Genomic DNA, 18,679 nt, shown 5'->3' with positions numbered 1-18,679 from the left:
ACCCGCTCTACGCCGGATCGTAGACCGGCGTCTGCGCGCGGAAGTTGCGCCCGACTGGTTCACCCACGCTCAGGTAGTGGCGGAACAGATAGATCAACGGTTTCCAGTGGGCGACATCGATGTGCTGGGTGCCAGCCACGGTGATCGCTTCGTGCGCATGCACGCAACGGATCCGTCCTTCGACGATCACGAAGCCCTGACCGTCATCCTCGCCGGGCGGGTGCATCGCCATCACGCTGACTTCCACCTGCAGCGGGCACTCGGCAATCGCCTCTGGTGCGACGTGCGTCGAGGCGACCGCACTGAAGCCCCCCAGCGCGAACTTGTCGCGGACGTGCACGTAGCCCATCGCCTGTTTGGCAGTGGGTACCGGGTGGCAGCCTGTCGCGCGCGCGATGGCCTCGACCTGTGCGGCCTGCGCGGAGGATGGGAAGTTCAGTACGCACTCGTTGCGCAGCTGCAGGTTGCGATAGCCCTGACCCTGCACGCCGAGGCCCAGCACTACCCGGTTGCCCAGGGCCCAGAACGAAGACAACGGACTGATGTTGCTGCTGCCGTCGTCGTTCAGCGTGGTCATCAGCAACACAGGCGTGCCCGGGTACAGGACCGAAGGGGTGATGCAGCGGCGGGGAATCGGAGCGGAATTCATGGCAGGCCTTGCACTATCGGGGGGACCACTGTGCCGTGGCAGCGGGTGCCGACGCTTCGGCCTGCATCGAACTGTCGGCCTGCAACGGCGTGCCACAATGCGGGCATGGTCCACACCTCCGGTTCCCTTGTCAGCGTCGGTGCCCTGGTTGGTGACCAGGCGCGCGCATCCATGCTGCTGCAGTTGATGGATGGGCGTGCGTATACCGCGACGGAGCTGGCACGCGTGGCTGGGGTAACACCGCAGACGGCGAGCACGCATCTGCGCAGGCTGGTCGAGGGCGACCTGCTGGTCGCTGTCGCGCAGGGGCGCCATCGCTATCACCGGCTGGCCTCGCACGAAGTCGCCGACATGCTGGAGGGCATCCTGCGCGTTGCGGACCGCACGCCGTCCTGCACCGCTGAGGCATCACGCAGCATGCCGGCGTTGCGCCAGGCGCGTTCCTGCTACCGGCATCTGGCCGGTGTGCATGCGGTGGCGATCACCGACCGCTTGTTGCAGGCAGGGCACCTGGTCCCGCACCAGGCGCATTGGCAGGTGAGTGTGGAGGGCGCAGCGTTCCTGCAGGAGCTCGGCCAGCCGCTGGCAGAGCTGCTGCGGCTTCCCGTGACGGTCAAGCCTGCGCGCTACTGCCGAGGATGCCTGGACTGCACCGAGCGGCGCCCGCATCTGGCCGGGCTGGTCGGCGAGGCGATGCTGGACAGCTTCGTGAAGAACGATTGGCTTCGGCGGGTTGAGGGTCGACGCGAACTGCGCCTGACGCAGCCGGGGCGCGAAGCGCTGTGGACGCGGTTCGGCCTGGCGACATAGGGCCCCTCCCGTCTCATTCGCCCACGACATGGCAAGGCGCTATGGTCGAGTTCCAAGTCTTAGGGAGCTGCAATGGCGAGCAAGGACATGAACGATCGCGGCACGCTGGCGGTATGCCGGCAATGAGCAAATCTTCTGTGGAAGTACGTTGGCTGACGTTCCGGCTGATGAACGGCCAGTCGATCGGACCGGATCGGCTGAAGGATGGATGGGTGATTGCTTCGGAGACTCGCCACTGTGGCGTGCGGCGTGAAGCCATCGAAGGCGCGGGCGTGGTCTACGCGCTGTATGCACCGGCCAACCTGGCCTCACCGCGGCGCGCGGAGATGCGCATGCGCGAATTCCTGATGAGCTCCGGCTACACCTTCACCATGGGTACGCTGGGCGGCTGACGCCGCCCTTTTGGGGATTACGGGCGTACGGTCAGTGCCTGGCCGAGCATGCCGATCGGACCGCGCGCATCGTGCAGCACGGTGCTGGTCAAGCCGAGACCCTGGTGGCCAAACGACACCGACGTGTCGAAGCCCAGCCACTCGCCTTCGGGCATGCCGAACAGGTGCGCGGTCAGATCGAGGTTGGGGAAGGCGACCTCCTTCGGATCGGCGCGCACGGCCATGCCATTGGACAGATCGAACAGGGTGGCGGCACGGGCCAGCGGACTGACCGGCTCGCCGTCCAGCAGCCCGTGCTTCGCGCGCGCCCAGTAGGTGGCACGGCCGGTCCCCTGATCATGTCGGCGGATCTCCACGCTCTTGATGAAACCACCTGGCCAGACCGTACCTGGGTCCCACGCGGGCATTGATTCCGGCGGAGCAATGCCGGTGATCGGCGTGCCGGCGATGGCCTGCGTATCGTTCGGGCGCATCAGCCATGCACGCACGCGCAGCGCCGGGCGATCGTCATGGCGCAGCGTGGCTTCGACCAGTTCGATGGTGCGACCACCGCGCAGCACCTGTACGTGGGCCTCCATCGCTTCGATCGGAATGGTGCCGAGGATGTCGTAGGACAGGCGCGCGATCAGAAAACCGTGCCCACGCGCTGCGGCGTCACGTTCCAGGTGGTGCGCCAGCAGCCCGATCGCAGGTGCGATGTGTTGTTCGCGGATGTTCCAGGCGCCGCCCGTGTGTTCGGTCGGCAGGTAGCGGGTGTCGCTCAGTCGTTCGAAGAAGGCCATCGTATGCGTTGTGTCAGCAAGGAGGGGAGGCGGCAGATGCTGCGCGGGTCCCTGCATCGTAAGCGTTTGGCAGCGTGGCCGGCTGAGCCGGCTCCCGCAGGAGCCGGCCGGATGCCGGTCAGGAGGACTGGCAATCCATTTCGCGGCACATCTTGTACTGGGCCAGGCATTCTGCGGGTGTCTTGGCCAGTGGGCCTGAGGTTGCGCGCAGACAATATTCGTACTGCTGGCTGCAGAATTCACAGGGGCCCGCGGCGAAGGCCAGCCCGGTCACGACCATGCCAAGGAACATCACGGTCTTCAAGGTCGTCTTGATCATCACGTCAGTCCTTTGTGTGCCCGTCAATGGGCCCGGCCACCATAGCAGTCCTTATGGTGCGCCCCTGATGCGCTGCGACACGTTGAGCTCAACGCTGGATTGCCTTCAAGGCGTCGACAACCTGTGCTTCAGAGAAGCCACAATGCCCTTCGCCCACCGGCGGGAGCACGCGCGGGTGTGGTCGCGCGCCGCCCTGTGCGGCCATCTGCGGATACATCGCCTGCATGTGCGGCACGATGGTGGGATCGTTGTTGTTGAACTGGACCACCAGCGGTCGCTTCAACGCGCCGCTCAGTGCCAGCTTCGCGCGGACATCGGCCTGTGCCGCAGGCACGGGAGCGATGCGCTGCACGCCGGCATTGAACGCTGCGTCGTCACCGAATCCGCTGTACACCACACCAAGGTTGCCGGCCGGCATGCCGCCGCTGCGCGTGGCCAGTTCATGCAGGACCAGCGTGTGCAGGCTGATTGTCCCGGCCAGTGCATCCGGAGCGACCTGCAGTCGCTTGGCGAGCACGTCGGCATGCTGGGGATTCCGTTGCAGCGCGTCGGCGATGCCCTGATAGAGCACTCCCTGCGGCAGCACGGCCGCTTCATCCGAAGCCAGTCCGGTGGCCGGCAGGCCTGCAGCGTTGGGGAAAAAGTAATCGAAGGCGACCAGCGTGGTCAGCAGATCTGCGGCGATCTGTTCGCCACTGAGATTGGCACCGCACAGCGAGACGCCGCCGGTGTAGTGCTGCGGGAAGCGCTCGAGGCTGGCGAGTGTCACCGCGCCGCCCATCGAGAATCCGAGCAGCCAGGTGTGGCGCACGCGCTTGAGTTCGCCCAGCGCGTGCTGGCGCAGGCGCTCCATGTCGGTGATCGCATCGGCCACTGCCCAGCCCTGGCTGGCGTAGGCACTCTGCGCGACGGCGTAGCCTGCGGACAGCAGCGTTGCGGTGCTGTCATTGGCGGTCATCGGCGTAGTGCGTGGCACGCCCACCGGCTCGTAGCCGTGCGCCAGCATCACCAGGTCGCCGTTCCAGTCAGCCGGCACGTCCAGGCGCCAGGGTGCGCCCTGCAGCTCACCGCTGAGCATGCGTGGTGCCGTGGGGGGCGCAGCCAGCAGCGATGCCGCAGGCAGCAGAAGGCCGAGGGCGAGGGCGCATCGAAGCAAGGGTCGCATCGTGGTCATTCCATGCGGGAATCGCGCCGAGCATAGATCCCCGCAAAACCTTGCGCGCGCTGCACTGCCGCAGGGGATTGCCCGCCGGCCAGGCTGCGCTCTACGCTGGCGGCATGGTCCTGCACAGCATCGCGTCGATTATCCGCATTCCCCACGGGAAGGCGGGATAGCGCGCGGTCGCCACGGCCATGCAACCCGCCCGGGAAGGCGGGTTGCATGCGGCGCTCTCCCGGGTACTGGAATCCATCAAGGAGAACGCAGATGCATCATCTTTCATCGACCGACAATGCGCCGACCCTGCACCTGGTGTGCGGCAAGATCGGTGCCGGCAAATCCACCCTGTCGCAGCAGCTGGCGGCGCAGCCACGTCATGTGCTGATCAGCGAGGACGCCTGGCTGGCCGCGCTGTATCCCGACCAGATCCACTCCGTTGCCGATTACCTGCAGCGCGCGGCCGCGCTGCGCGGAGCGCTGACGCAGCATGTATGCGCGATCCTGCAGGCCGGCGTTTCGGTCGTGCTCGACGTTCCGTTCAATACGCGGGCCGCCCGTGCATGGGGCCGCGAACTGTTCGAGTCGGCCGGTGTTGCCCACCAGCTGCATTTTCTCGATGTTGCCGACGCCATCTGCAAGGCGCGGCTGCATGCCCGCAACGCGCGCGGCGAGCACCCGTTCCAGCCCAGCGACGAAGCCTTCGAGCAGATCACCCGTCACTTCGTGGCACCTGCACAGGAAGAGGGCTTCGTGGTGATCCGTCATTCACAGGAGGCTTGAGGGCGCGGAGAGGGCGGCGTTCAGTCGACCATCTCGGTGGCGATTCCGATACGATCTGTCGCATTGAGCTCGCCTCGCTTGACCCGGAGTCCCGTCATGGTCGACCGTCTCGCCATACTGCTTGAACGTTTTGCGGTGACCGCCTCGATATTCCATGCCGGTGCGCTGTGCGGCATCAACACGCTGGAGGGAGAAGACGAGGCGGGTCAGCTGCACCTGGTGCGGCGCGGGCCGGTGCAGGTCAGCCACGGGCAGCAGACCGTGCAGGTCGAAGTGCCGAGCCTGCTGCTGTATCCGCGGCCGATGCCGCATCGCTTCAGCACCGACCCGCAGCAGGGCGCCGACATGGCCTGCGCCAACCTGCATTTCGAGGGCGGTCGGCTCAATCCGATCAGCGCCGCGCTGCCTGATTTCATCTGCCTGCCGCTGGCCGATCTGTATGGCGGCAACGCGGCGCTGGAACTGCTGTTCGAAGAAGCGTTCGAGCAGCGTTGCGGGCGGGCGGCGATGGTCAACCGGCTGTTCGAGGTGGTGATGATCCAGGTGCTGCGTCAGCTGATGGAAGGCGGCGAGATGCGTGGCGGCCTGTTCGCCGGGCTGGGTCATCCGCGGCTGCGGTTGGCGCTGGTGGCGATGCATGAAGCGCCGGCGCAGGCGTGGACGCTGGAAGACCTGGCCGAAGTGGCCGGCATGTCACGCAGCGTGTTCGCCGCCAGCTTCCGCGAGGCGATGGGCACCACGCCGGGCCAGTACCTGCAGGGCTGGCGGGTGGGGCTGGCGCAGCAGGCACTGCGCCAAGGCAGACCGCTGAAGCGGATTGCCGACGATGTGGGGTACGGCAGCGAAGCGGCGCTGTCGCGCGCGTTCAAGGCGCACACCGGGCAGTCGCCGCGGGAATGGCGGGGACAGGCCCGTGCCAGTGCGGCCTGAGCGTCAGCCGAGCACCAGCCGGGCCAGCTTCATCCCACCGAACAGGCCGGCCAGGCCCAGTGCCACCGAGCCGCCGGCATACAGTGCCGCCAGCCCATGCTGGCCACGCTGCAGCAGCAGGCCGATCTCCAGCGCATAGGTGGAAAACGTGGTGTAGCCGCCGAGGATGCCGGTGGCCAGCAGCAGGCGCAGCTGCGGCGAGGCGCCATTGCGCATCGCGAAGACCTCGACCACCACGCCCATCAGCAGGGCGCCGCTGACGTTGATCAGGAAGGTCGACCAGGGCCAGGGACTGCCGACGGCCACCCGCGCGCCGATCAGGTTGCAGGCATGGCGCAGGCAGGCACCGATGCCGCCTCCGACGAAGACCAGGAAATAATTGTTCAGTGTTTGCATGGCGTGCCTCGAATGCGGGTTCGCAGGGTCAATGGCGAACGCCGAGGGCAGGCACGACCTGCCGTCGACGAACACCGGGTTCGTCCTGGCAGGAGCCATCAGCCTTCTCAGGCGGTTATCGGGGGAGCCCCATCCCCATCGCGGTCCATGCTACCAGCGGCGGTGCATTCACGTCATCGAGGTCGTCAGAACGCGGGCGACCTTGCTGCGGCTGAAGCCATCCATCAGCAGTTCGAACGCGAGCAGATCCAACGCTGCATGGCGGCGATGGTCGATCTCCAGCCCGTTCTCGGCCACCAGGTGACTGACCAGCTCGTAGGCGTCCTGCCAGACATCCAGATGGGCCTGGCTGGGGATGTAGGCACTGCCAGGCTCACCGACGCCGAGCCCGCTGACCCCGTACAGGAGCTCGCGTGCGTCCAGCTTGGCCGCATCGGCGATGCGGAACAGCTGTTCGGCTTTCACGTGCGAGGCGCTCACGTGGTCGTTGAGCCAGTTGCTGATGGTTGCTGTCGTTGATTTGGCGGCGCGTGCCAGATCGGCCGGGCGTGGGTGCCCGGCTTTCTTCATGGCTGCCGCGAGTCGTTGGCCGAGAGTATTCATCTATGCAAGCCAGCTTAACGCGTGGATTGCGAAGAAGCCTTGTCGCAAGAATCAGTCTGGTTAACAGAAGGACCGACCGTGACCGAATTCTGGAGCAAGCGGCAGGTGCGCACCCGGCTGGGATTCCAGACCGATGCCGAACTGGCCCGCTTCTTTGGCATCAGCCGTTCCGCAGTGTCGCAATGGCCGAAGGATTTCCCGATTCCGGCCCTGCGGCAGTACATCCTGCATCAGCGCTATCCGAACCTGTTCCCCACGACAGAAGCGTCGGCGGGCGAATCCATCTGACTTGCGCCGCCTTTTGTCGCATTTAGCACGCTAAGCGCAATTTGCTAAGTATGCTTAGCAAAATAGGCAAGATCGATCGATCTGAGGGTCACAATCGGCGCCATCTACTGGAGTCATCGGTCCATGGTTCCCGCGGCCTGTCGGCTTCACCCCATCCGGGGTCCCCGGGGTCCCGTATGTAGTTTCGTGAACGATTAATAATTTCAATCACGAAAGTCGCCGCATGTAATTGACCTGTCGTGAAATCTATGACTAATTGGAGTCAACCAAGCGTGAAGCCTGGGAGTCTTTCAGTAGCACGCAAGTGAGTCGGTAGACCGTCAACAATGCAGAACAAGTCCAACGGAGGTCGTATGGAATACGGCATGCATGGCTTGGCTGAACGGGTACGCCGCGAACTGGAAGCCAGTTACCACAAACACGGATGCGGTCCGGCGTTCTGGGATACCTACCAGCAGGTGCTGGACCGTCTGGTCCCGCAGGGGACCGAGCGTACCGAAGTCACCAACGAAATGGCGCTGATCATCGAACAGCTGGGCATCGTCCGGCGTGCGCAGCTTGTGCCGCCGCACGCCAGCGGGTCGCGTTGATTCAGAGCAGGCGCCAGGCGCCGCAGGCAAGCAGCGCCAGCAACAAGGACAGCAGCGCCAACGTCCGGGGTCGCCACAGGCGCTTCGGTTGTCCGGCCATTGTCTGCGGACTGCAGTAGCGCACCAGCGCCGGACCGAAACCGGCCCGGTGCTGCTGTTGTGCGCAGGCCTCCAGGCAGGCACCGCAGGCCAGGCAATCGGCTTGCGGTCCCTGTCGGATGTCCAGTTGCATCGGGCAGGCAATGACGCAGGCCGCGCAATCGGTGCAATCACCCAGACGGTCGGCGCTGAAGGTCGGCATCGGTCCAGCCAGCAGCGGATGCGCGGCGCGGAATACGTAGTCCTGCGCAGTGGTCGGGTCGAGCAGGCCGCGGCCACGGCCCAGCACCCCGCCAAGCCCGGATGGACGTGGCCCGCGCGGCTCACCGCGACGGGCGTCGTACAGCATGCGCGGCGTATGCGGATCGGTCAGCAGTGGTTGCATGCGTGCGAACGGGCACAGCGAACGGCAGACCTGCTCGCGCAGGAAACCGGCGTTTCCCCAAGTGGCAGCGGCATAGAACAGTACCCAGAACGTTTCCCAGCCGCTCCAGCCAGCGTTTGGCGCGGCGGCCAGCAAGCCGGTGATCGGGCTGAACAGGCCGACGAAGGTAATGCCGGTCCACACTGACAGCAGTCCCCAGGCCAGCTGGGTGACCGGGCGTACAGCAGGTGCCGGCAGCATGCGGGCCGCGCTGCGGGCGATCCAGTCGAAGGCGCGCCGCCACAGCGTCTGCGGGCAGGCATGGCCGCACCAGATGCGTCCGGCGAGGTGGGTAAGCAGCGCCAGGCCGACGGCCAGTACCGCCAGCAGGCCGATCAGTACGCCGACGTCGCCGGGCCACAGGGTCCAGCCGAACAGGTCGAATCGCCGCGCGTTGATGTCCAGCAGCAGCGCCTGGCGGCCCTCCCAGCGCAGCCACGGCAGTGCGTAGAACAGCGCCAGCAGGGCGGCGCTGAGCGTGCCGCGCCAGTGCCAGGGACGGGGAGTCCGGGTACATGACGTGCTCATCCCAGCGGCAGCTCGTCGTCGTCATCGCTCGGCATGGGCCGCTGCAGGTACCAGGTGACCGCGCTGGACAGTGCCGTCACCGACCAGAACATGAAGAATCCCGCCGTGTAACCCAGTTCGCGGCTGATTGCGGTGCCCGGGAAACTGATGGCCTGCAGGCGCAATGGATCGACGAAGGCGAAGAACACCACGCTGGCCACGCCGGCGGCGATGAAGCTGGGCCAGAGGATGGCGCCCCACTGCTGGATCAGCCGCTGGCGGCGGTTGGGAGAAGGTCTGTTCATGCTGTCCCGGATCGAAAAGTGGGCGGCGCGTATACTTCGCCAGGGTCGGCGCCGCATCCGCAGGGCATGCTTCCTGCAAGCGTGCCAGCCTAGGCGCAGCGGACTGCGCCGACATTGATCTGGATCAACGGTGGTGATGGCCGGCTGCGGCACACTGCCGGCACGCTTTGGGTACCCCGATGAACGCAACACCGCCGCCTGTCCTCCCCGTCGCCTCGCCCGAGTTGTGCACCGAGCAGGAAGTGACCCGCCTGGTTCACGACTTCTATGCGCGCGTGCGCGAGGAAGAGCGGCTGGGGCCGGTGTTCGGCGCGCACGTCCACGATTGGCCCGAGCACCTGGCGCAGCTGGTCGACTTCTGGTCGGCGATGCTGCGCGGCACCCGCCGGTTCAAGGGCTCGCCGATGTCCAAGCACATGGCCATCGAGCTGGACAAGGACCTGTTCGACCGCTGGCTGGTGCTGTTCCGGATCACCACCGCCGAATGCAACAACCCGCCGATGCAGGAGCTGGCCAACGACGTGGCCGCGCGCATCGGTGACACCTTCTGGAAGCGCTACCAGATGCTGCGCTGGCCGCAGGTCGGCCTGCCGGTGCTGGGGATCCCCGGCAAGGATTGATCTGGGTCAAGGCGGCGCGGGCCGCCCGGCGCGATGCTGGCGGCATGGACACGTTCTCTCCCGCCGCCGGTGGCCTGGCCTGGACCTTCGACCCCGATCTTCTGCGCCGGCACGACCGGCCGGGCCCGCGCTACACCTCGTACCCGACCGCGCCGCATTTCCATGATGGCTTCGACGCGCCGGCGCTGCGCCAGGCGATCGCCGACAGCAACCAGCTGGCCCGCGCGCTGTCGTTGTACGTGCATGTGCCGTTCTGTTCCAGCCCCTGCTTCTACTGCGGCTGCAACCGGGTGATCACCCGTGATCGCGGTCGTGGCCACAGCTACGTCTCACGCGTGCTGGCCGAGGCCGACCTGCTGGCGCCGCAGTTCGATGACGGCCGTGAAGTGATCCAGCTGCACCTGGGCGGTGGTACGCCGAACTTCCTCGATGCCGAAGCGATGACCACGCTGGTGGAAGGATTGCGCCGGCGCTTCGATTTCAGTGATTCGCCGCAGCGCGATTTCTCGATCGAACTCGATCCGCGCTTCATCGACACCCGCGACGTCGCCATGCTGGCGCGGCTGGGGTTCAACCGGGCCAGCCTGGGCGTGCAGGATTTCGATCCGCAGGTGCAGGAATCGATCAACCGCGTGCAGGGCGTGCAGCAGACGCTGGACATCCTGCGCGCCTGCCGCGACAGCGGCATGCGTTCGGTCAACGTCGATCTGATCTATGGGTTGCCGGGACAGAGCCTGGAAGGCTTCGGTCGCACCCTCGAGCTGGTGCTGGCGCTGCGCCCGGACCGCCTGGCGGTCTACGGCTACGCGCACCTGCCGCATCTGTTCCGCGCGCAGAAGCAGATCGACGAAAGCCGCTTGCCGTCACCGGAAGACAAGCTGGCGCTGCTGGGCCTGGCGGTGGAGAGGCTCTCGTCGGCCGGCTACCAGTACATCGGCATGGATCACTTTGCGTTGCCGGAAGAGGATCTGTCGCGCGCACAACGCGCCGGCCAGCTGCATCGCAACTTCATGGGCTATACCACCCACGCCGATACCGATCTGCTCGGCCTGGGCGTGAGTGCGATCAGCCACATCGGTGCCACCTACAGCCAGAATCCGCGCGACCTGCCGTCGTGGGAGGATGCGGTGGACCAGGGCCAGCTGCCGGTCTGGCGCGGCGTGGCGTTGAGTGCCGACGACCAGTTGCGCGCGGAACTGATCCAGCAGCTGATGTGCCAGGGCGAAGTGGATGGCACGGTGCTGGGCCAGCGTCACGGCGTGGATTTCGAGCAGTACTTTGCCGAGGACCTGCGTTCGGTACAGCGGCTGCAGGAAGACGGCCTGGCCGAATACCGCGATGGCGTGGTGCGTGCCAGTGAACCCGGGCGACCGCTGCTGCGGTTGCTGGCGATGTGCTTTGACCCGTATCTGCGTGCAGCACATGAGCAACCGCGTTACTCGCGGGCGATCTGATTCAGGGGGCAACGTGCTGGCGACGCCAGTCTAGCCGCCACTCCTCTTCTCGTCATCGGCCCAACGTAGGACCTCGGACCTCTTCCACTTTTCTCGTTTCCGATCTGGAGTGGGGCAGGGAAGCTGGGGCGGCAAGCCAACCTTTCGAGGAAGCCCCGCCCATTGGGCCTTGCCTCCGGCGTCGTCAGGCCCAATAGGACTGCACAGGAATCTGCACTGAGCCAGCGCTCGCCCTCGATCATCGCGGCCAGGACTGTAATTGACGGGCCCGGAACAGTAGGTTCGATCATGGCGCCTCCTCAGCCGAGCTCAAGATGCTGGAAGCTGCGCCGGGCTTGCGCGGGTGCGACGGGTACTCAAGCCACTGCAGTACCTCGGCCATTTCCTGGATGGTCTGTTCGAACGAGTCTCCAGGCGCCACGGAATGTGCGACCTCTGGCCATTCCTGCGCCATCATCTGTGCCGATGCACGGGCTTGGTTGATCTTGGCTCCGTCGGCAGCGGCGAAGATCCCAAACCTGATTGCGCGCCGGATAGGCAACCATATCCTCTACAGCGAGAACCTGGAGACGGAGATAGTCACGCTCGAGGTCGGGCTGGATGCCCTGAACTGCATGCCGGGCGACGTGATCCAGGTGGCCGACGCCAACCGCGCCGGCCGCCGGAACTCCGGCCGGATCAGTGTCGCCAGTGGGAATAGCCTTACGCTGGACGTGGTGCCGCCCACGATGGAGGTCGGAGACCTGCTGCGCGCCACGCCGCCGAACGAGCGGCGAGCGGGAGACTTCCACATGACGAGCGACAACCGGATCTTCATTTCCCGGCTGCAGACGGTTCAGCAGACCATGATCTCCAACATGTTCCCGGTGGTCGGCGCGACAAATGGGGCAGCAGAATGCCACGATCTTCATCGTGGACCTGACCGAGGTGCCGCTGGGGTTCGGGTGAGGGTAGCCCCTCACTCCGCCGCAACGGACGCTGCGGCCAGATGGCATCCATACGCTATCCCGCCCAGATCACCGCTGCCTACCTACATGGCCAATGGATCACGCTTCGAAGTCAGGGAGCCTAACCGCCAACTTTTCCTACCACCGAGTAAAGTGGCTCTAGGACCCATTCGTACAGTCGCCTGCGCTCTCCCATAATGTCCGCCTCCAAGCGCATTCCCGGACGCAGCGCTTCTGGTGTCCCATACGCCAGAACACTTTGCTTATCCAAGGAAACAAGCACCCGGTAGACGGGTTCTCCCCCTTCCCCTTTGGAACTGGCAGCTGCAATTGCACTTCGAGAAACACGAATGACCGTACCTTCGTGACTACCAAATTTCTGATATGGATAGGCCAAGTAACGCAAGAGCACGCGATCGCCGGGCTTGACGAATCCAATTGCGGCGCTCGGGACCAACAATTGTGCGCGCAACTGTGATCCTTCAGGCAGCAGACTAAGAATCGGCTGGCCGACTTGCACCGCCTGTCCCGCTTCTACCAACCTACTGGCAACGAGACCAGAGACCGGAGCACGCAGCAGCAACTCGCCGCTGGCCTCGGCCTGAACGGACTCCTGGTTGAGCGTCGCCAAGTCACGTTCGCTTGTAGCCCGGGCAGCACGCCGCTGCTCGGGGAGTTCCGCAAGCGACTGGTCCAGTTGAGCTAGCGTCCGGCGCATCGACGTTGCTTGACGCTGTAGAGACTGCTGTGCATTGAGCATGTCCAGCATCGATTGCTCCTGCTGACCAAGTTGTATCAGGCTGACATAACGTTGATCGACGACTTGGCGGAAGCGCTGAACGGTTTCCTGGCCAATGCGCACCTGCTCCCCACGAGTGTGGATTTCGCCTTCGATTTGCTTTAACTCGCTACGCAATGCGTCGCGTTGCTGCTCAATACCACGCTGCTGAACCTGCAATTGTCTATCCTGCGCGTCCTGAAGCGTGCCCAGGCTCACGGCCCGAGTTTCTTGCCCATCACGCATGACCTTAAGTGCATCGTCGCCAGCTGCAGTGACTCGCGGCACGTTGATCAAGAGCAGTGCGGCCTGCTGTTGGACGTGGTCGCCTTCTTCTGCATGCAGAGTGGCGACAACACCTGCAGAAGGTGCTACCACGGTGGATAAGCCGAGATCCGGAATCAGCTCACCTTCCACCCTGGAACGTCGGGTGTACTCTCCAAAGGTGAAGAAGCCCAGCACGACGGCAGCAGAGGTGGCCGCCAAGGCTGCGAGCACCCACAACCTTATGGGCTGAGCAAGTGAGATGCTTCCAAGCCAATTTCCTCGCTTCGCTTCAAGGACTTCCCGGCGAAACAGCCCGTTCATGCAAGCACTTCAGTGGTCACTGACTGTTCGCACTCTCGGCTTGTCGAAGAGCACAGTTCGCGAACAATAGCGCCGGCATGCATGACCAGCACTCGATCGGCGCTGGCAATCGTCTCCGGACGATGCGCGATGATGACGCGCGTCAGGTCGAGCTGACGCACCGCATCGTTGACCAGGCGTTCGCGCTCCACGTCAAGGTGGCTGGTGGCCTCGTCCAAGAACAATAGCTGGGGTTTCCGGTACAAGGCTCGCGCCAGGATCACCCGTTGCTTCTGTCCACCAGACAAGGAGGTGCCCATATCAGCAATCAAGCTGTTGTATCCCATAGGCATTGCTGCTATGTCGTCATGAACCGCTGCGAGTCTGGCAGCTTCCATGATGCGATCTTCGTCTACGTTTTCGTTCTCAAAGCTGATGTTATCGCTGATGCTTCCTGCAAAGAGTTGATCGTCCTGCATTACGGCCCCAATGACGCGACGATAGTGCTCCATTCCTATTTTATGCATGGGAATACCTCCTATCCGGATCTGCCCTTCGGTTGGCGTTAGCAGCCCAAGCAACAGCTTCAGTAGTGTGGTCTTCCCGCACCCAGATGCTCCAATAATCGCCACCGACTCTCCGGGGCCGATCGTCAGGTTGCAATTGCGGAGTACCCAGGGCTCTCCCGATGCGTATCGAAAGCCCAGGCCTTCCACCTCTATGCGTAGCTCCGCAGGCAAGTCCTGTCCGCAAGACCGCTCTCCGGTAGCTTCAGGCTCGGTCAGTACAATGTCAGACAAGCGCTCTCCATGCAGTCGCAGCATTCGGAATTCCATCCATTTGTCGATCAGACCGCCAATCCTTTGAGCAAACTGGTCCTTATAGGCAAGGTAGGCGATGAGCATGCCAACAGAGAAAATGTTCTGCATCGCCAAGACTGCGCCGATCCAGACGACCGCGATACGCTCCATGCCAAAAATGAGCTGACTGGTGCTGTTGAACGCCAGCCCAAATCGCGCGAGCCAAACATCGCGATTGATCGTTTCATTCATCAGGTTGTAGTAGCCCGAGCTACGTAGCGTTTCTCTGCCTGCAATCTTGATGGACTGCACACCGCGAATTGACTCCATTAGATGACTTTGCTGATGGGCCGATGCGATCAGTTGCCGCTCAGTACCGTTGCGAAACGCGCGAAATGCCAAGGCGCGTGCAGACAGGTAGAGGCCGACGGCGAGCAGCGTCACCAAGGCAAGCTTCCAGCTGTAAAGTAGCATCATGCCAAGCGTAACGATTGCCATGACGCCATCAATCAATGCTTCCACAAAGCTTGTCGTAAGGGTTCGTTGGATGGCCTGCACGCTGCCCATGCGTGAGGTGATATCACCCAGGTGACGCTTCTCGTAAAAATCAACTGGGAGCCGAATCAGATGGCTAAACACGTTTCCTGTCCATTGCAGGCCGAGCCGATTGGAGAGATGGATGACAGCCCACCCCCGCACCACTCCAATACCGATCTGCAGTAGCAGTGCAAACCCAAACCCGATGCCGAGGACCGTCAGCAGATCACGATCGGCCGCGATCAACACCTGATCGACGACCCACTGCATGAAGAATGGGGCCAGCAGCACAAAGACCTGCAACGCCAGCGATAGAAGAAGAATGAGTCCAAGTGCACGCCATAGACCACTGACTCTGCCGGTCAATTGTGAGATTGCGATCGCGGGTGGCGGCGCAGATGGACGCATATCAGCACCAGGGCTGAGCTCCAAAGCAATTCCCGTGAAGTGCTGCGAAAAATCAGCCAAGGCCAGAACGCGTTTTCCAAGTGCCGGATCAAGGACCGTAACGTGGCGCTTGTGGACGCGCGTGAGCACAACGAAGTGATTGAGGTCCCAATGCAGAATGCACGGGAGCTTCAGTTCTGCCAAATGCTCCAAATCCAATCGCAGTGGACGGCACATGAAACCCATCTTCGCGGCGATGTCCATCAGCTGCGAAAGCGTTGCGCCTTTGAGAGATAGCGAATGCTGCCGGCGAAGCTCACGTAGACCTATGCGATTGCCATGGTGGGAGGCGACCATGGCCAAGCAAGCAAGGCCGCACTCCGCAGCTTCGGATTGCACAATGGCGTCCATGCGTGCTCCGTCTTTATTTCGGTTTTGCGAGTGAGGCGTGACTGCCGCAGGCGTCACCGTTATAACTCGGAATGAACGATGCCTCGCACCTGATCATCTATCCATCGCGGCGCGTGTGATCGCTACTCCCTTGTGCTGGAGGGTCCTGCAATTTATATCAGGATGATTGCGCTTTTGCAGGACACATTTCCGATGATGAGGTTGCTGCATCTCTCTTCGCCATATCTTTCCCGACATGGTACGCGCCGACCAGTGCCAAAAATCCCAAGCAAAGTGCCGCATAAATGGTGATAGCTTTGCGATCCTTTAGGCCAATGAAAGCTACGCAAAGGAAAGCACCGATAAAGAAAGTGGCGCTGACGGATAAGCCCAAAATGATCAGCGCAAAAACACTCAATATCGCTATCTCGCGATGCGCACTTGATCCTGCAGAGAGAGGGGCCTCTTTCATGGTGTCTCCAGTGGTGTGCTTACGCCTCATAGCGTCAGCGCCCTCGAAAAGGCGCTGACGTTTTTTTTGCAAAGTACTACTGGTTAAGCCAAATTAGCGAGCAGGGCACTGGAGAGCGTCACGCGCCGCCATATCTTTCCCTACCTGATAGGCAAAGGCCAATACTGCGCCAACGGTGCCGGCTACTACCAGCGGGTTGCCGCCGGAAACTTGCTCGACTTCATTCATGTCGAGTTCGATAACTTCATTGTTCATGGGCACGTCCTTTTGATGTGGGGTCACTGGATGATTAGCATTGATTGTTTGCGTAGTAACCGAGCAGAAGCATTGCGCCTACTACCGGGGACGCCACGAACGTCCCTGCGATAATCGTCTTTGTCGTACTTCCCATTCCGCCGGAAACGCTTAGAACCTGTTCATTCGTCAACGTATGCATTGCTTCACTCTCCTGTGTTGGCGCAATTCCCTGCGCCTGGGTGTCGGGGCTTCCGACGACTCCTTGCTCCGTCTCATTCTTGCGCAATGCTACCCAAGGGCTGATTTATCAATCTAGCGAAGGGTTGGCTTGGATTGGAGGTAAACATGGGGGGGGGCTTGGAGTCAAGTGTTTTCTTAGGTGTTCCGGGTTTCGATCTGGAGATGGAGATGGAGATGGAGATGGAGATGGAGATGGGGATGGAGAGGAAGGGGCTGTGCTTGGCAAGAATTTTTTGTGCCTCGCCCTTTGTGCGATGCAACGCTGGTCTTGGCAGTCCTCGCTTTGTATCCGCAATGGGGAGTGGAAGTTGTGGGCATCGTTTTTTTTGCAATTTGTTGCAGTTGTTGGCTCAAGTGACATCTACAACTGGTGTTTGCCCGGTTTGCCGTTGGGGGCCTAACTCCCGGGATCGGCGTTATCGGCTTGTCGTTCCCTTGGTGGTCCTGTCAGAGGTGAGCGGCAATCTCCCTGCATTGGTTAGGAACCCAATCGAGCTAGACAGATTTTCCCTGGTGACACCGTCTTGCCACCTCCATTTCCGCGCACCCGTAACGGTCTAGCTGCGTGTCTGGTTGTTTGCCTGCACCTGGGAGGCCGGATGGGATGTGGTCATCCCCCCAACTGCGGGCGATCTCAGAAGCTGGCTCGTGGTAGTAGAGCATCAAAGACTTGAGGTCTCGATGTTCGGTGATTCTGGCCAGCTGCAGGATGTCGAGCTTCTTCGATAGCCTCCAGATAGCCTCTGCACGGCTGTCGTGGAAATGCACTTCCCGATCGCCCGCTGAGTCGCGGACCTTCCGCCAGAGCGCATCACGAACGCCTGACGTGATCTGGAGATGGGCCCGAAGCCGAGGGGTAGTGTCTTCAGAGCCTCGCAGGCCCGCCGACTAAGCGGTACGTCTCTCGCGTCGCCGTTCTTGCTAAGCTGGAGATACGCGTCGTGACCGGCCTTTCTGCTGCTGTGGCCAGCGAACGTCCGACATGGCGCTTTACTTGATCCACTTCCATTCCCGGGGCGTAGTCTCGAACACAGGCCGCATCAGGTTCATTTCACGAGCAACCGTCCCCGGCTTGACCTGCCTAAGCCTGGTATCTCGCCAAGCGATGATGTCCGAACTGTCGACTACCGCGATGCGCCGGTCCAAGAGCGGCAGAGATCTCCCAAGTCGCGATGCGGACCGACTCCCATCGCTCGCCAGTTCTCTTGGGCGCTTTCTCCTTGACTTAGTGGCGCATGGCTTCGCGCAGAGATTTGTCCGGAAGCTTCCCACCTCGCAGCTCGGCCTCTCGTTCTAAAGCCCACTTGGCAGCTTCCTGCTTCGTGTGCTTTGTAGTGGAGTCACGAACGCCGACGATACACACCAGCACGTGCCACTTGTTCCCTGATCGTTGGATGCTGGCCATGGCTGCATCATATGGGGAAAATTTGGGGAGAGTGGCCGGGCAAGTCCGGGCGAATCGTGGTGATCGCGAAGAACTCGATCAACCTAAGTGCCTGATTGCGTGCCGATTCGGGGTGAATCGTAGCGAACACGTAGGCTCCCCAAAACATGCGCTGGTGCCCGGAGCCGGAATCGAACCGGCATGGGGTTGCCCCCGGCGGATTTTAAGTCCGATGCGTCTACCAGTTTCGCCATCCGGGCCTGCAGCGCGGCGCCGATTGTAGCCCACCTGCGGTTCCGCAACCGGATTGCATCATGGCCGCGGCGTGCTTAACTGTCGATCGCATTCATGTCATAGTCCCTGCCATCGTTCCCAGGGGGGGGAGCCACCTGATGTCGCTGCACGCGATTGCCTATGCCAGTGAGGCCCGCGCCGATCTGCAGACAACCGATCTTGACCGCCTGCTGGCCGACGCCACGGCATTCAATCGTGTGGCCGGTGTCACCGGTGTGCTGATGTTCGACGGAGCGCGCTTCCTGCAGTATCTCGAGGGCCCGGAGGACGGCATCGATTCGGTGTTCCAGCGCATCCTCAATGCGCGCAGCCACGGGCAGCTGAAAGTGTTGTGCCGTGCCCCCGTGGTGCAGCGCGCATTTCCGCGCTGGTCGATGGGCACGCGGCGGATCGAACCGGAGCTGCTGGCACAGATCGTCGACGCCGCGTGGCCCGGCTTCCTGCTTGGCAGCGGTGGATTCGAGCGCCTGCTGCAGGCCTGGACCGGCGCCGACGGCGAACTGGAACCGGCCGCGGTGGCGTTGGGGTCCTGAGCCCGC

The 18,679-nt window shown here is 62.8% G+C and carries 22 protein-coding genes, 1 tRNA gene and 1 riboswitch; of the genes, 10 read left to right on the top strand and 13 right to left on the bottom strand.

Translation table 11 applies throughout. The features are described 5' to 3' along the window. Positions 1-7: 7 nt before the first annotated feature. Positions 8-649, bottom strand: a complete 642-nt coding sequence (locus ACMZ91_RS02480) for a flavin reductase family protein (protein WP_134950609.1) — start codon at positions 647-649, stop codon at positions 8-10. A gap of 105 nt (positions 650-754) precedes the next feature. Between ACMZ91_RS02480 and ACMZ91_RS02475 the strand changes: the two genes are divergently transcribed. Beyond that, positions 755-1,459 carry an ArsR/SmtB family transcription factor gene (locus ACMZ91_RS02475; RefSeq protein WP_049399948.1) on the top strand — a complete coding sequence of 235 codons (705 nt, stop codon included), beginning with the start codon at positions 755-757 and terminating at the stop codon, positions 1,457-1,459. 122 nt (positions 1,460-1,581) lie between these two features. Further along, positions 1,582-1,851: a hypothetical protein gene (locus ACMZ91_RS02470; protein ID WP_032128923.1), complete on the top strand. Its 270-nt coding sequence runs from the start codon at positions 1,582-1,584 to the stop codon at positions 1,849-1,851. 17 nt (positions 1,852-1,868) lie between these two features. Here ACMZ91_RS02470 and ACMZ91_RS02465 read toward each other — a convergent pair whose 3' ends face one another. From ACMZ91_RS02465 to ACMZ91_RS02455, 3 genes are all read right to left on the bottom strand, one after another. Next, positions 1,869-2,633 carry a thioesterase family protein gene (locus tag ACMZ91_RS02465; protein WP_134950610.1) on the bottom strand — a complete coding sequence of 255 codons (765 nt, stop codon included), beginning with the start codon at positions 2,631-2,633 and terminating at the stop codon, positions 1,869-1,871. 118 nt (positions 2,634-2,751) lie between these two features. Next, positions 2,752-2,952, bottom strand: a complete 201-nt coding sequence (locus tag ACMZ91_RS02460) for a hypothetical protein (protein ID WP_197655526.1) — start codon at positions 2,950-2,952, stop codon at positions 2,752-2,754. A gap of 88 nt (positions 2,953-3,040) precedes the next feature. Next, positions 3,041-4,117, bottom strand: a complete 1,077-nt coding sequence (locus tag ACMZ91_RS02455; protein ID WP_197655525.1) for an alpha/beta hydrolase family protein — start codon at positions 4,115-4,117, stop codon at positions 3,041-3,043. A 261-nt stretch (positions 4,118-4,378) separates the two neighbouring features. Here ACMZ91_RS02455 and ACMZ91_RS02450 point away from each other — a divergent pair, with 261 nt between their 5' ends. Together ACMZ91_RS02450 and ACMZ91_RS02445 are read left to right on the top strand one after the other, a co-directional pair. After that, positions 4,379-4,891: a P-loop nucleotide/nucleoside kinase family protein gene (locus ACMZ91_RS02450; RefSeq protein ID WP_107432313.1), complete on the top strand. Its 513-nt coding sequence runs from the start codon at positions 4,379-4,381 to the stop codon at positions 4,889-4,891. A gap of 96 nt (positions 4,892-4,987) precedes the next feature. Then, positions 4,988-5,821, top strand: a complete 834-nt coding sequence (locus ACMZ91_RS02445; RefSeq protein WP_134950611.1) for an AraC family transcriptional regulator — start codon at positions 4,988-4,990, stop codon at positions 5,819-5,821. A 3-nt stretch (positions 5,822-5,824) separates the two neighbouring features. Here ACMZ91_RS02445 and crcB read toward each other — a convergent pair whose 3' ends face one another. Continuing rightward, positions 5,825-6,217 carry a fluoride efflux transporter CrcB gene (gene crcB, locus ACMZ91_RS02440; RefSeq protein ID WP_032128929.1) on the bottom strand — a complete coding sequence of 131 codons (393 nt, stop codon included), beginning with the start codon at positions 6,215-6,217 and terminating at the stop codon, positions 5,825-5,827. A gap of 82 nt (positions 6,218-6,299) precedes the next feature. Continuing rightward, a riboswitch (Fluoride riboswitch) is annotated at positions 6,300-6,363 on the bottom strand. A gap of 22 nt (positions 6,364-6,385) precedes the next feature. Beyond that, positions 6,386-6,787 (bottom strand): transcriptional regulator, encoded by a 402-nt coding sequence (locus ACMZ91_RS02435; RefSeq protein ID WP_010486043.1) that lies wholly within the window; start codon positions 6,785-6,787, stop codon positions 6,386-6,388. A gap of 111 nt (positions 6,788-6,898) precedes the next feature. Between ACMZ91_RS02435 and ACMZ91_RS02430 the strand changes: the two genes are divergently transcribed. Both ACMZ91_RS02430 and ACMZ91_RS02425 read left to right on the top strand, forming a co-directional pair. After that, positions 6,899-7,108 (top strand): helix-turn-helix domain-containing protein, encoded by a 210-nt coding sequence (locus tag ACMZ91_RS02430; RefSeq protein ID WP_032128930.1) that lies wholly within the window; start codon positions 6,899-6,901, stop codon positions 7,106-7,108. 353 nt (positions 7,109-7,461) lie between these two features. Continuing rightward, entirely contained in the window at positions 7,462-7,698 is a 237-nt protein-coding gene (locus tag ACMZ91_RS02425; protein WP_032128931.1) for a hypothetical protein, read from the top strand. Between the two features lies 1 nt (position 7,699). Here the strand turns inward: ACMZ91_RS02425 and ACMZ91_RS02420 are convergent, their stop codons facing one another. Together ACMZ91_RS02420 and ACMZ91_RS02415 are read right to left on the bottom strand one after the other, a co-directional pair. Beyond that, positions 7,700-8,749, bottom strand: coding sequence for a 4Fe-4S dicluster domain-containing protein (locus tag ACMZ91_RS02420; protein WP_049461942.1), 1,050 nt, complete (start codon positions 8,747-8,749; stop codon positions 7,700-7,702). Next, positions 8,746-9,033: a hypothetical protein gene (locus tag ACMZ91_RS02415; RefSeq protein WP_010486039.1), complete on the bottom strand. Its 288-nt coding sequence runs from the start codon at positions 9,031-9,033 to the stop codon at positions 8,746-8,748. Before ACMZ91_RS02415 ends, ACMZ91_RS02420 begins: the two co-directional genes overlap by 4 nt. Before the next feature lie 179 nt (positions 9,034-9,212). Between ACMZ91_RS02415 and ACMZ91_RS02410 the strand changes: the two genes are divergently transcribed. The 3 genes from ACMZ91_RS02410 to ACMZ91_RS02400 all read left to right on the top strand — a co-directional run bounded on the left by ACMZ91_RS02410 (position 9,213) and on the right by ACMZ91_RS02400 (position 12,252). Then, positions 9,213-9,653 (top strand): group III truncated hemoglobin, encoded by a 441-nt coding sequence (locus ACMZ91_RS02410; RefSeq protein WP_049399954.1) that lies wholly within the window; start codon positions 9,213-9,215, stop codon positions 9,651-9,653. 44 nt (positions 9,654-9,697) lie between these two features. Beyond that, the gene (gene hemN, locus ACMZ91_RS02405; protein WP_032128948.1) at positions 9,698-11,107 is read left to right on the top strand and encodes an oxygen-independent coproporphyrinogen III oxidase; all 1,410 of its coding nucleotides are present in this window, start codon (positions 9,698-9,700) and stop codon (positions 11,105-11,107) included. A 314-nt stretch (positions 11,108-11,421) separates the two neighbouring features. Beyond that, the gene (locus ACMZ91_RS02400) at positions 11,422-12,252 is read left to right on the top strand and encodes a phage tail protein (protein ID WP_414578073.1); all 831 of its coding nucleotides are present in this window, start codon (positions 11,422-11,424) and stop codon (positions 12,250-12,252) included. Here ACMZ91_RS02400 and ACMZ91_RS02395 read toward each other — a convergent pair. From ACMZ91_RS02395 to ACMZ91_RS02375, 5 genes are all read right to left on the bottom strand, one after another. After that, the gene (locus tag ACMZ91_RS02395; RefSeq protein ID WP_049461940.1) at positions 12,176-13,420 is read right to left on the bottom strand and encodes an HlyD family secretion protein; all 1,245 of its coding nucleotides are present in this window, start codon (positions 13,418-13,420) and stop codon (positions 12,176-12,178) included. The genes ACMZ91_RS02400 and ACMZ91_RS02395 overlap by 77 nt on opposite strands. Beyond that, positions 13,417-15,534 carry a peptidase domain-containing ABC transporter gene (locus ACMZ91_RS02390; protein WP_149908622.1) on the bottom strand — a complete coding sequence of 706 codons (2,118 nt, stop codon included), beginning with the start codon at positions 15,532-15,534 and terminating at the stop codon, positions 13,417-13,419. The genes ACMZ91_RS02395 and ACMZ91_RS02390 overlap by 4 nt, the downstream gene beginning before the upstream one ends. 157 nt (positions 15,535-15,691) lie before the next feature. Next, positions 15,692-15,985: a hypothetical protein gene (locus ACMZ91_RS02385; RefSeq protein WP_134950612.1), complete on the bottom strand. Its 294-nt coding sequence runs from the start codon at positions 15,983-15,985 to the stop codon at positions 15,692-15,694. 93 nt (positions 15,986-16,078) lie between these two features. Continuing rightward, entirely contained in the window at positions 16,079-16,240 is a 162-nt protein-coding gene (locus tag ACMZ91_RS02380) for a hypothetical protein (RefSeq protein ID WP_157805894.1), read from the bottom strand. Positions 16,241-18,019: 1,779 nt separating this feature from the next. Further along, a tRNA-Leu gene (locus ACMZ91_RS02375) sits at positions 18,020-18,106 on the bottom strand. Positions 18,107-18,238: 132 nt separating this feature from the next. Here ACMZ91_RS02375 and ACMZ91_RS02370 point away from each other — a divergent pair. Continuing rightward, positions 18,239-18,673: a BLUF domain-containing protein gene (locus tag ACMZ91_RS02370; RefSeq protein ID WP_032128935.1), complete on the top strand. Its 435-nt coding sequence runs from the start codon at positions 18,239-18,241 to the stop codon at positions 18,671-18,673. Positions 18,674-18,679 lie beyond the last annotated feature (6 nt).

The organism is Stenotrophomonas sp. FR024 (genome assembly GCF_047500745.2).
In the GTDB taxonomy this organism is placed as follows: Bacteria; Pseudomonadota; Gammaproteobacteria; order Xanthomonadales; family Xanthomonadaceae; genus Stenotrophomonas; species Stenotrophomonas maltophilia_A.
This window is presented reverse-complemented; position numbering and strand designations above follow the sequence as displayed.

What these genes read in the sequence shown, in the direction of transcription:
- ACMZ91_RS02480 (WP_134950609.1), bottom strand. Translation starts at nt 649, where the DNA reads ATGAATTCCGCTCCGATTCCCCGCCGCTGCATCACCCCTTCGGTCCTG.
- ACMZ91_RS02475 (WP_049399948.1), top strand. Translation starts at nt 755, where the DNA reads ATGGTCCACACCTCCGGTTCCCTTGTCAGCGTCGGTGCCCTGGTTGGT.
- ACMZ91_RS02470 (WP_032128923.1), top strand. Translation starts at nt 1,582, where the DNA reads ATGAGCAAATCTTCTGTGGAAGTACGTTGGCTGACGTTCCGGCTGATG.
- ACMZ91_RS02465 (WP_134950610.1), bottom strand. Translation starts at nt 2,633, where the DNA reads ATGGCCTTCTTCGAACGACTGAGCGACACCCGCTACCTGCCGACCGAA.
- ACMZ91_RS02460 (WP_197655526.1), bottom strand. Translation starts at nt 2,952, where the DNA reads ATGATCAAGACGACCTTGAAGACCGTGATGTTCCTTGGCATGGTCGTG.
- ACMZ91_RS02455 (WP_197655525.1), bottom strand. Translation starts at nt 4,117, where the DNA reads ATGCGACCCTTGCTTCGATGCGCCCTCGCCCTCGGCCTTCTGCTGCCT.
- ACMZ91_RS02450 (WP_107432313.1), top strand. Translation starts at nt 4,379, where the DNA reads ATGCATCATCTTTCATCGACCGACAATGCGCCGACCCTGCACCTGGTG.
- ACMZ91_RS02445 (WP_134950611.1), top strand. Translation starts at nt 4,988, where the DNA reads ATGGTCGACCGTCTCGCCATACTGCTTGAACGTTTTGCGGTGACCGCC.
- crcB (WP_032128929.1), bottom strand. Translation starts at nt 6,217, where the DNA reads ATGCAAACACTGAACAATTATTTCCTGGTCTTCGTCGGAGGCGGCATC.
- ACMZ91_RS02435 (WP_010486043.1), bottom strand. Translation starts at nt 6,787, where the DNA reads ATGAAGAAAGCCGGGCACCCACGCCCGGCCGATCTGGCACGCGCCGCC.
- ACMZ91_RS02425 (WP_032128931.1), top strand. Translation starts at nt 7,462, where the DNA reads ATGGAATACGGCATGCATGGCTTGGCTGAACGGGTACGCCGCGAACTG.
- ACMZ91_RS02420 (WP_049461942.1), bottom strand. Translation starts at nt 8,749, where the DNA reads ATGAGCACGTCATGTACCCGGACTCCCCGTCCCTGGCACTGGCGCGGC.
- ACMZ91_RS02415 (WP_010486039.1), bottom strand. Translation starts at nt 9,033, where the DNA reads ATGAACAGACCTTCTCCCAACCGCCGCCAGCGGCTGATCCAGCAGTGG.
- ACMZ91_RS02410 (WP_049399954.1), top strand. Translation starts at nt 9,213, where the DNA reads ATGAACGCAACACCGCCGCCTGTCCTCCCCGTCGCCTCGCCCGAGTTG.
- hemN (WP_032128948.1), top strand. Translation starts at nt 9,698, where the DNA reads ATGGACACGTTCTCTCCCGCCGCCGGTGGCCTGGCCTGGACCTTCGAC.
- ACMZ91_RS02400 (WP_414578073.1), top strand. Translation starts at nt 11,422, where the DNA reads ATGCTGGAAGCTGCGCCGGGCTTGCGCGGGTGCGACGGGTACTCAAGC.
- ACMZ91_RS02395 (WP_049461940.1), bottom strand. Translation starts at nt 13,420, where the DNA reads ATGAACGGGCTGTTTCGCCGGGAAGTCCTTGAAGCGAAGCGAGGAAAT.
- ACMZ91_RS02390 (WP_149908622.1), bottom strand. Translation starts at nt 15,534, where the DNA reads ATGGACGCCATTGTGCAATCCGAAGCTGCGGAGTGCGGCCTTGCTTGC.
- ACMZ91_RS02385 (WP_134950612.1), bottom strand. Translation starts at nt 15,985, where the DNA reads ATGAAAGAGGCCCCTCTCTCTGCAGGATCAAGTGCGCATCGCGAGATA.
- ACMZ91_RS02380 (WP_157805894.1), bottom strand. Translation starts at nt 16,240, where the DNA reads ATGAACAATGAAGTTATCGAACTCGACATGAATGAAGTCGAGCAAGTT.
- ACMZ91_RS02370 (WP_032128935.1), top strand. Translation starts at nt 18,239, where the DNA reads ATGTCGCTGCACGCGATTGCCTATGCCAGTGAGGCCCGCGCCGATCTG.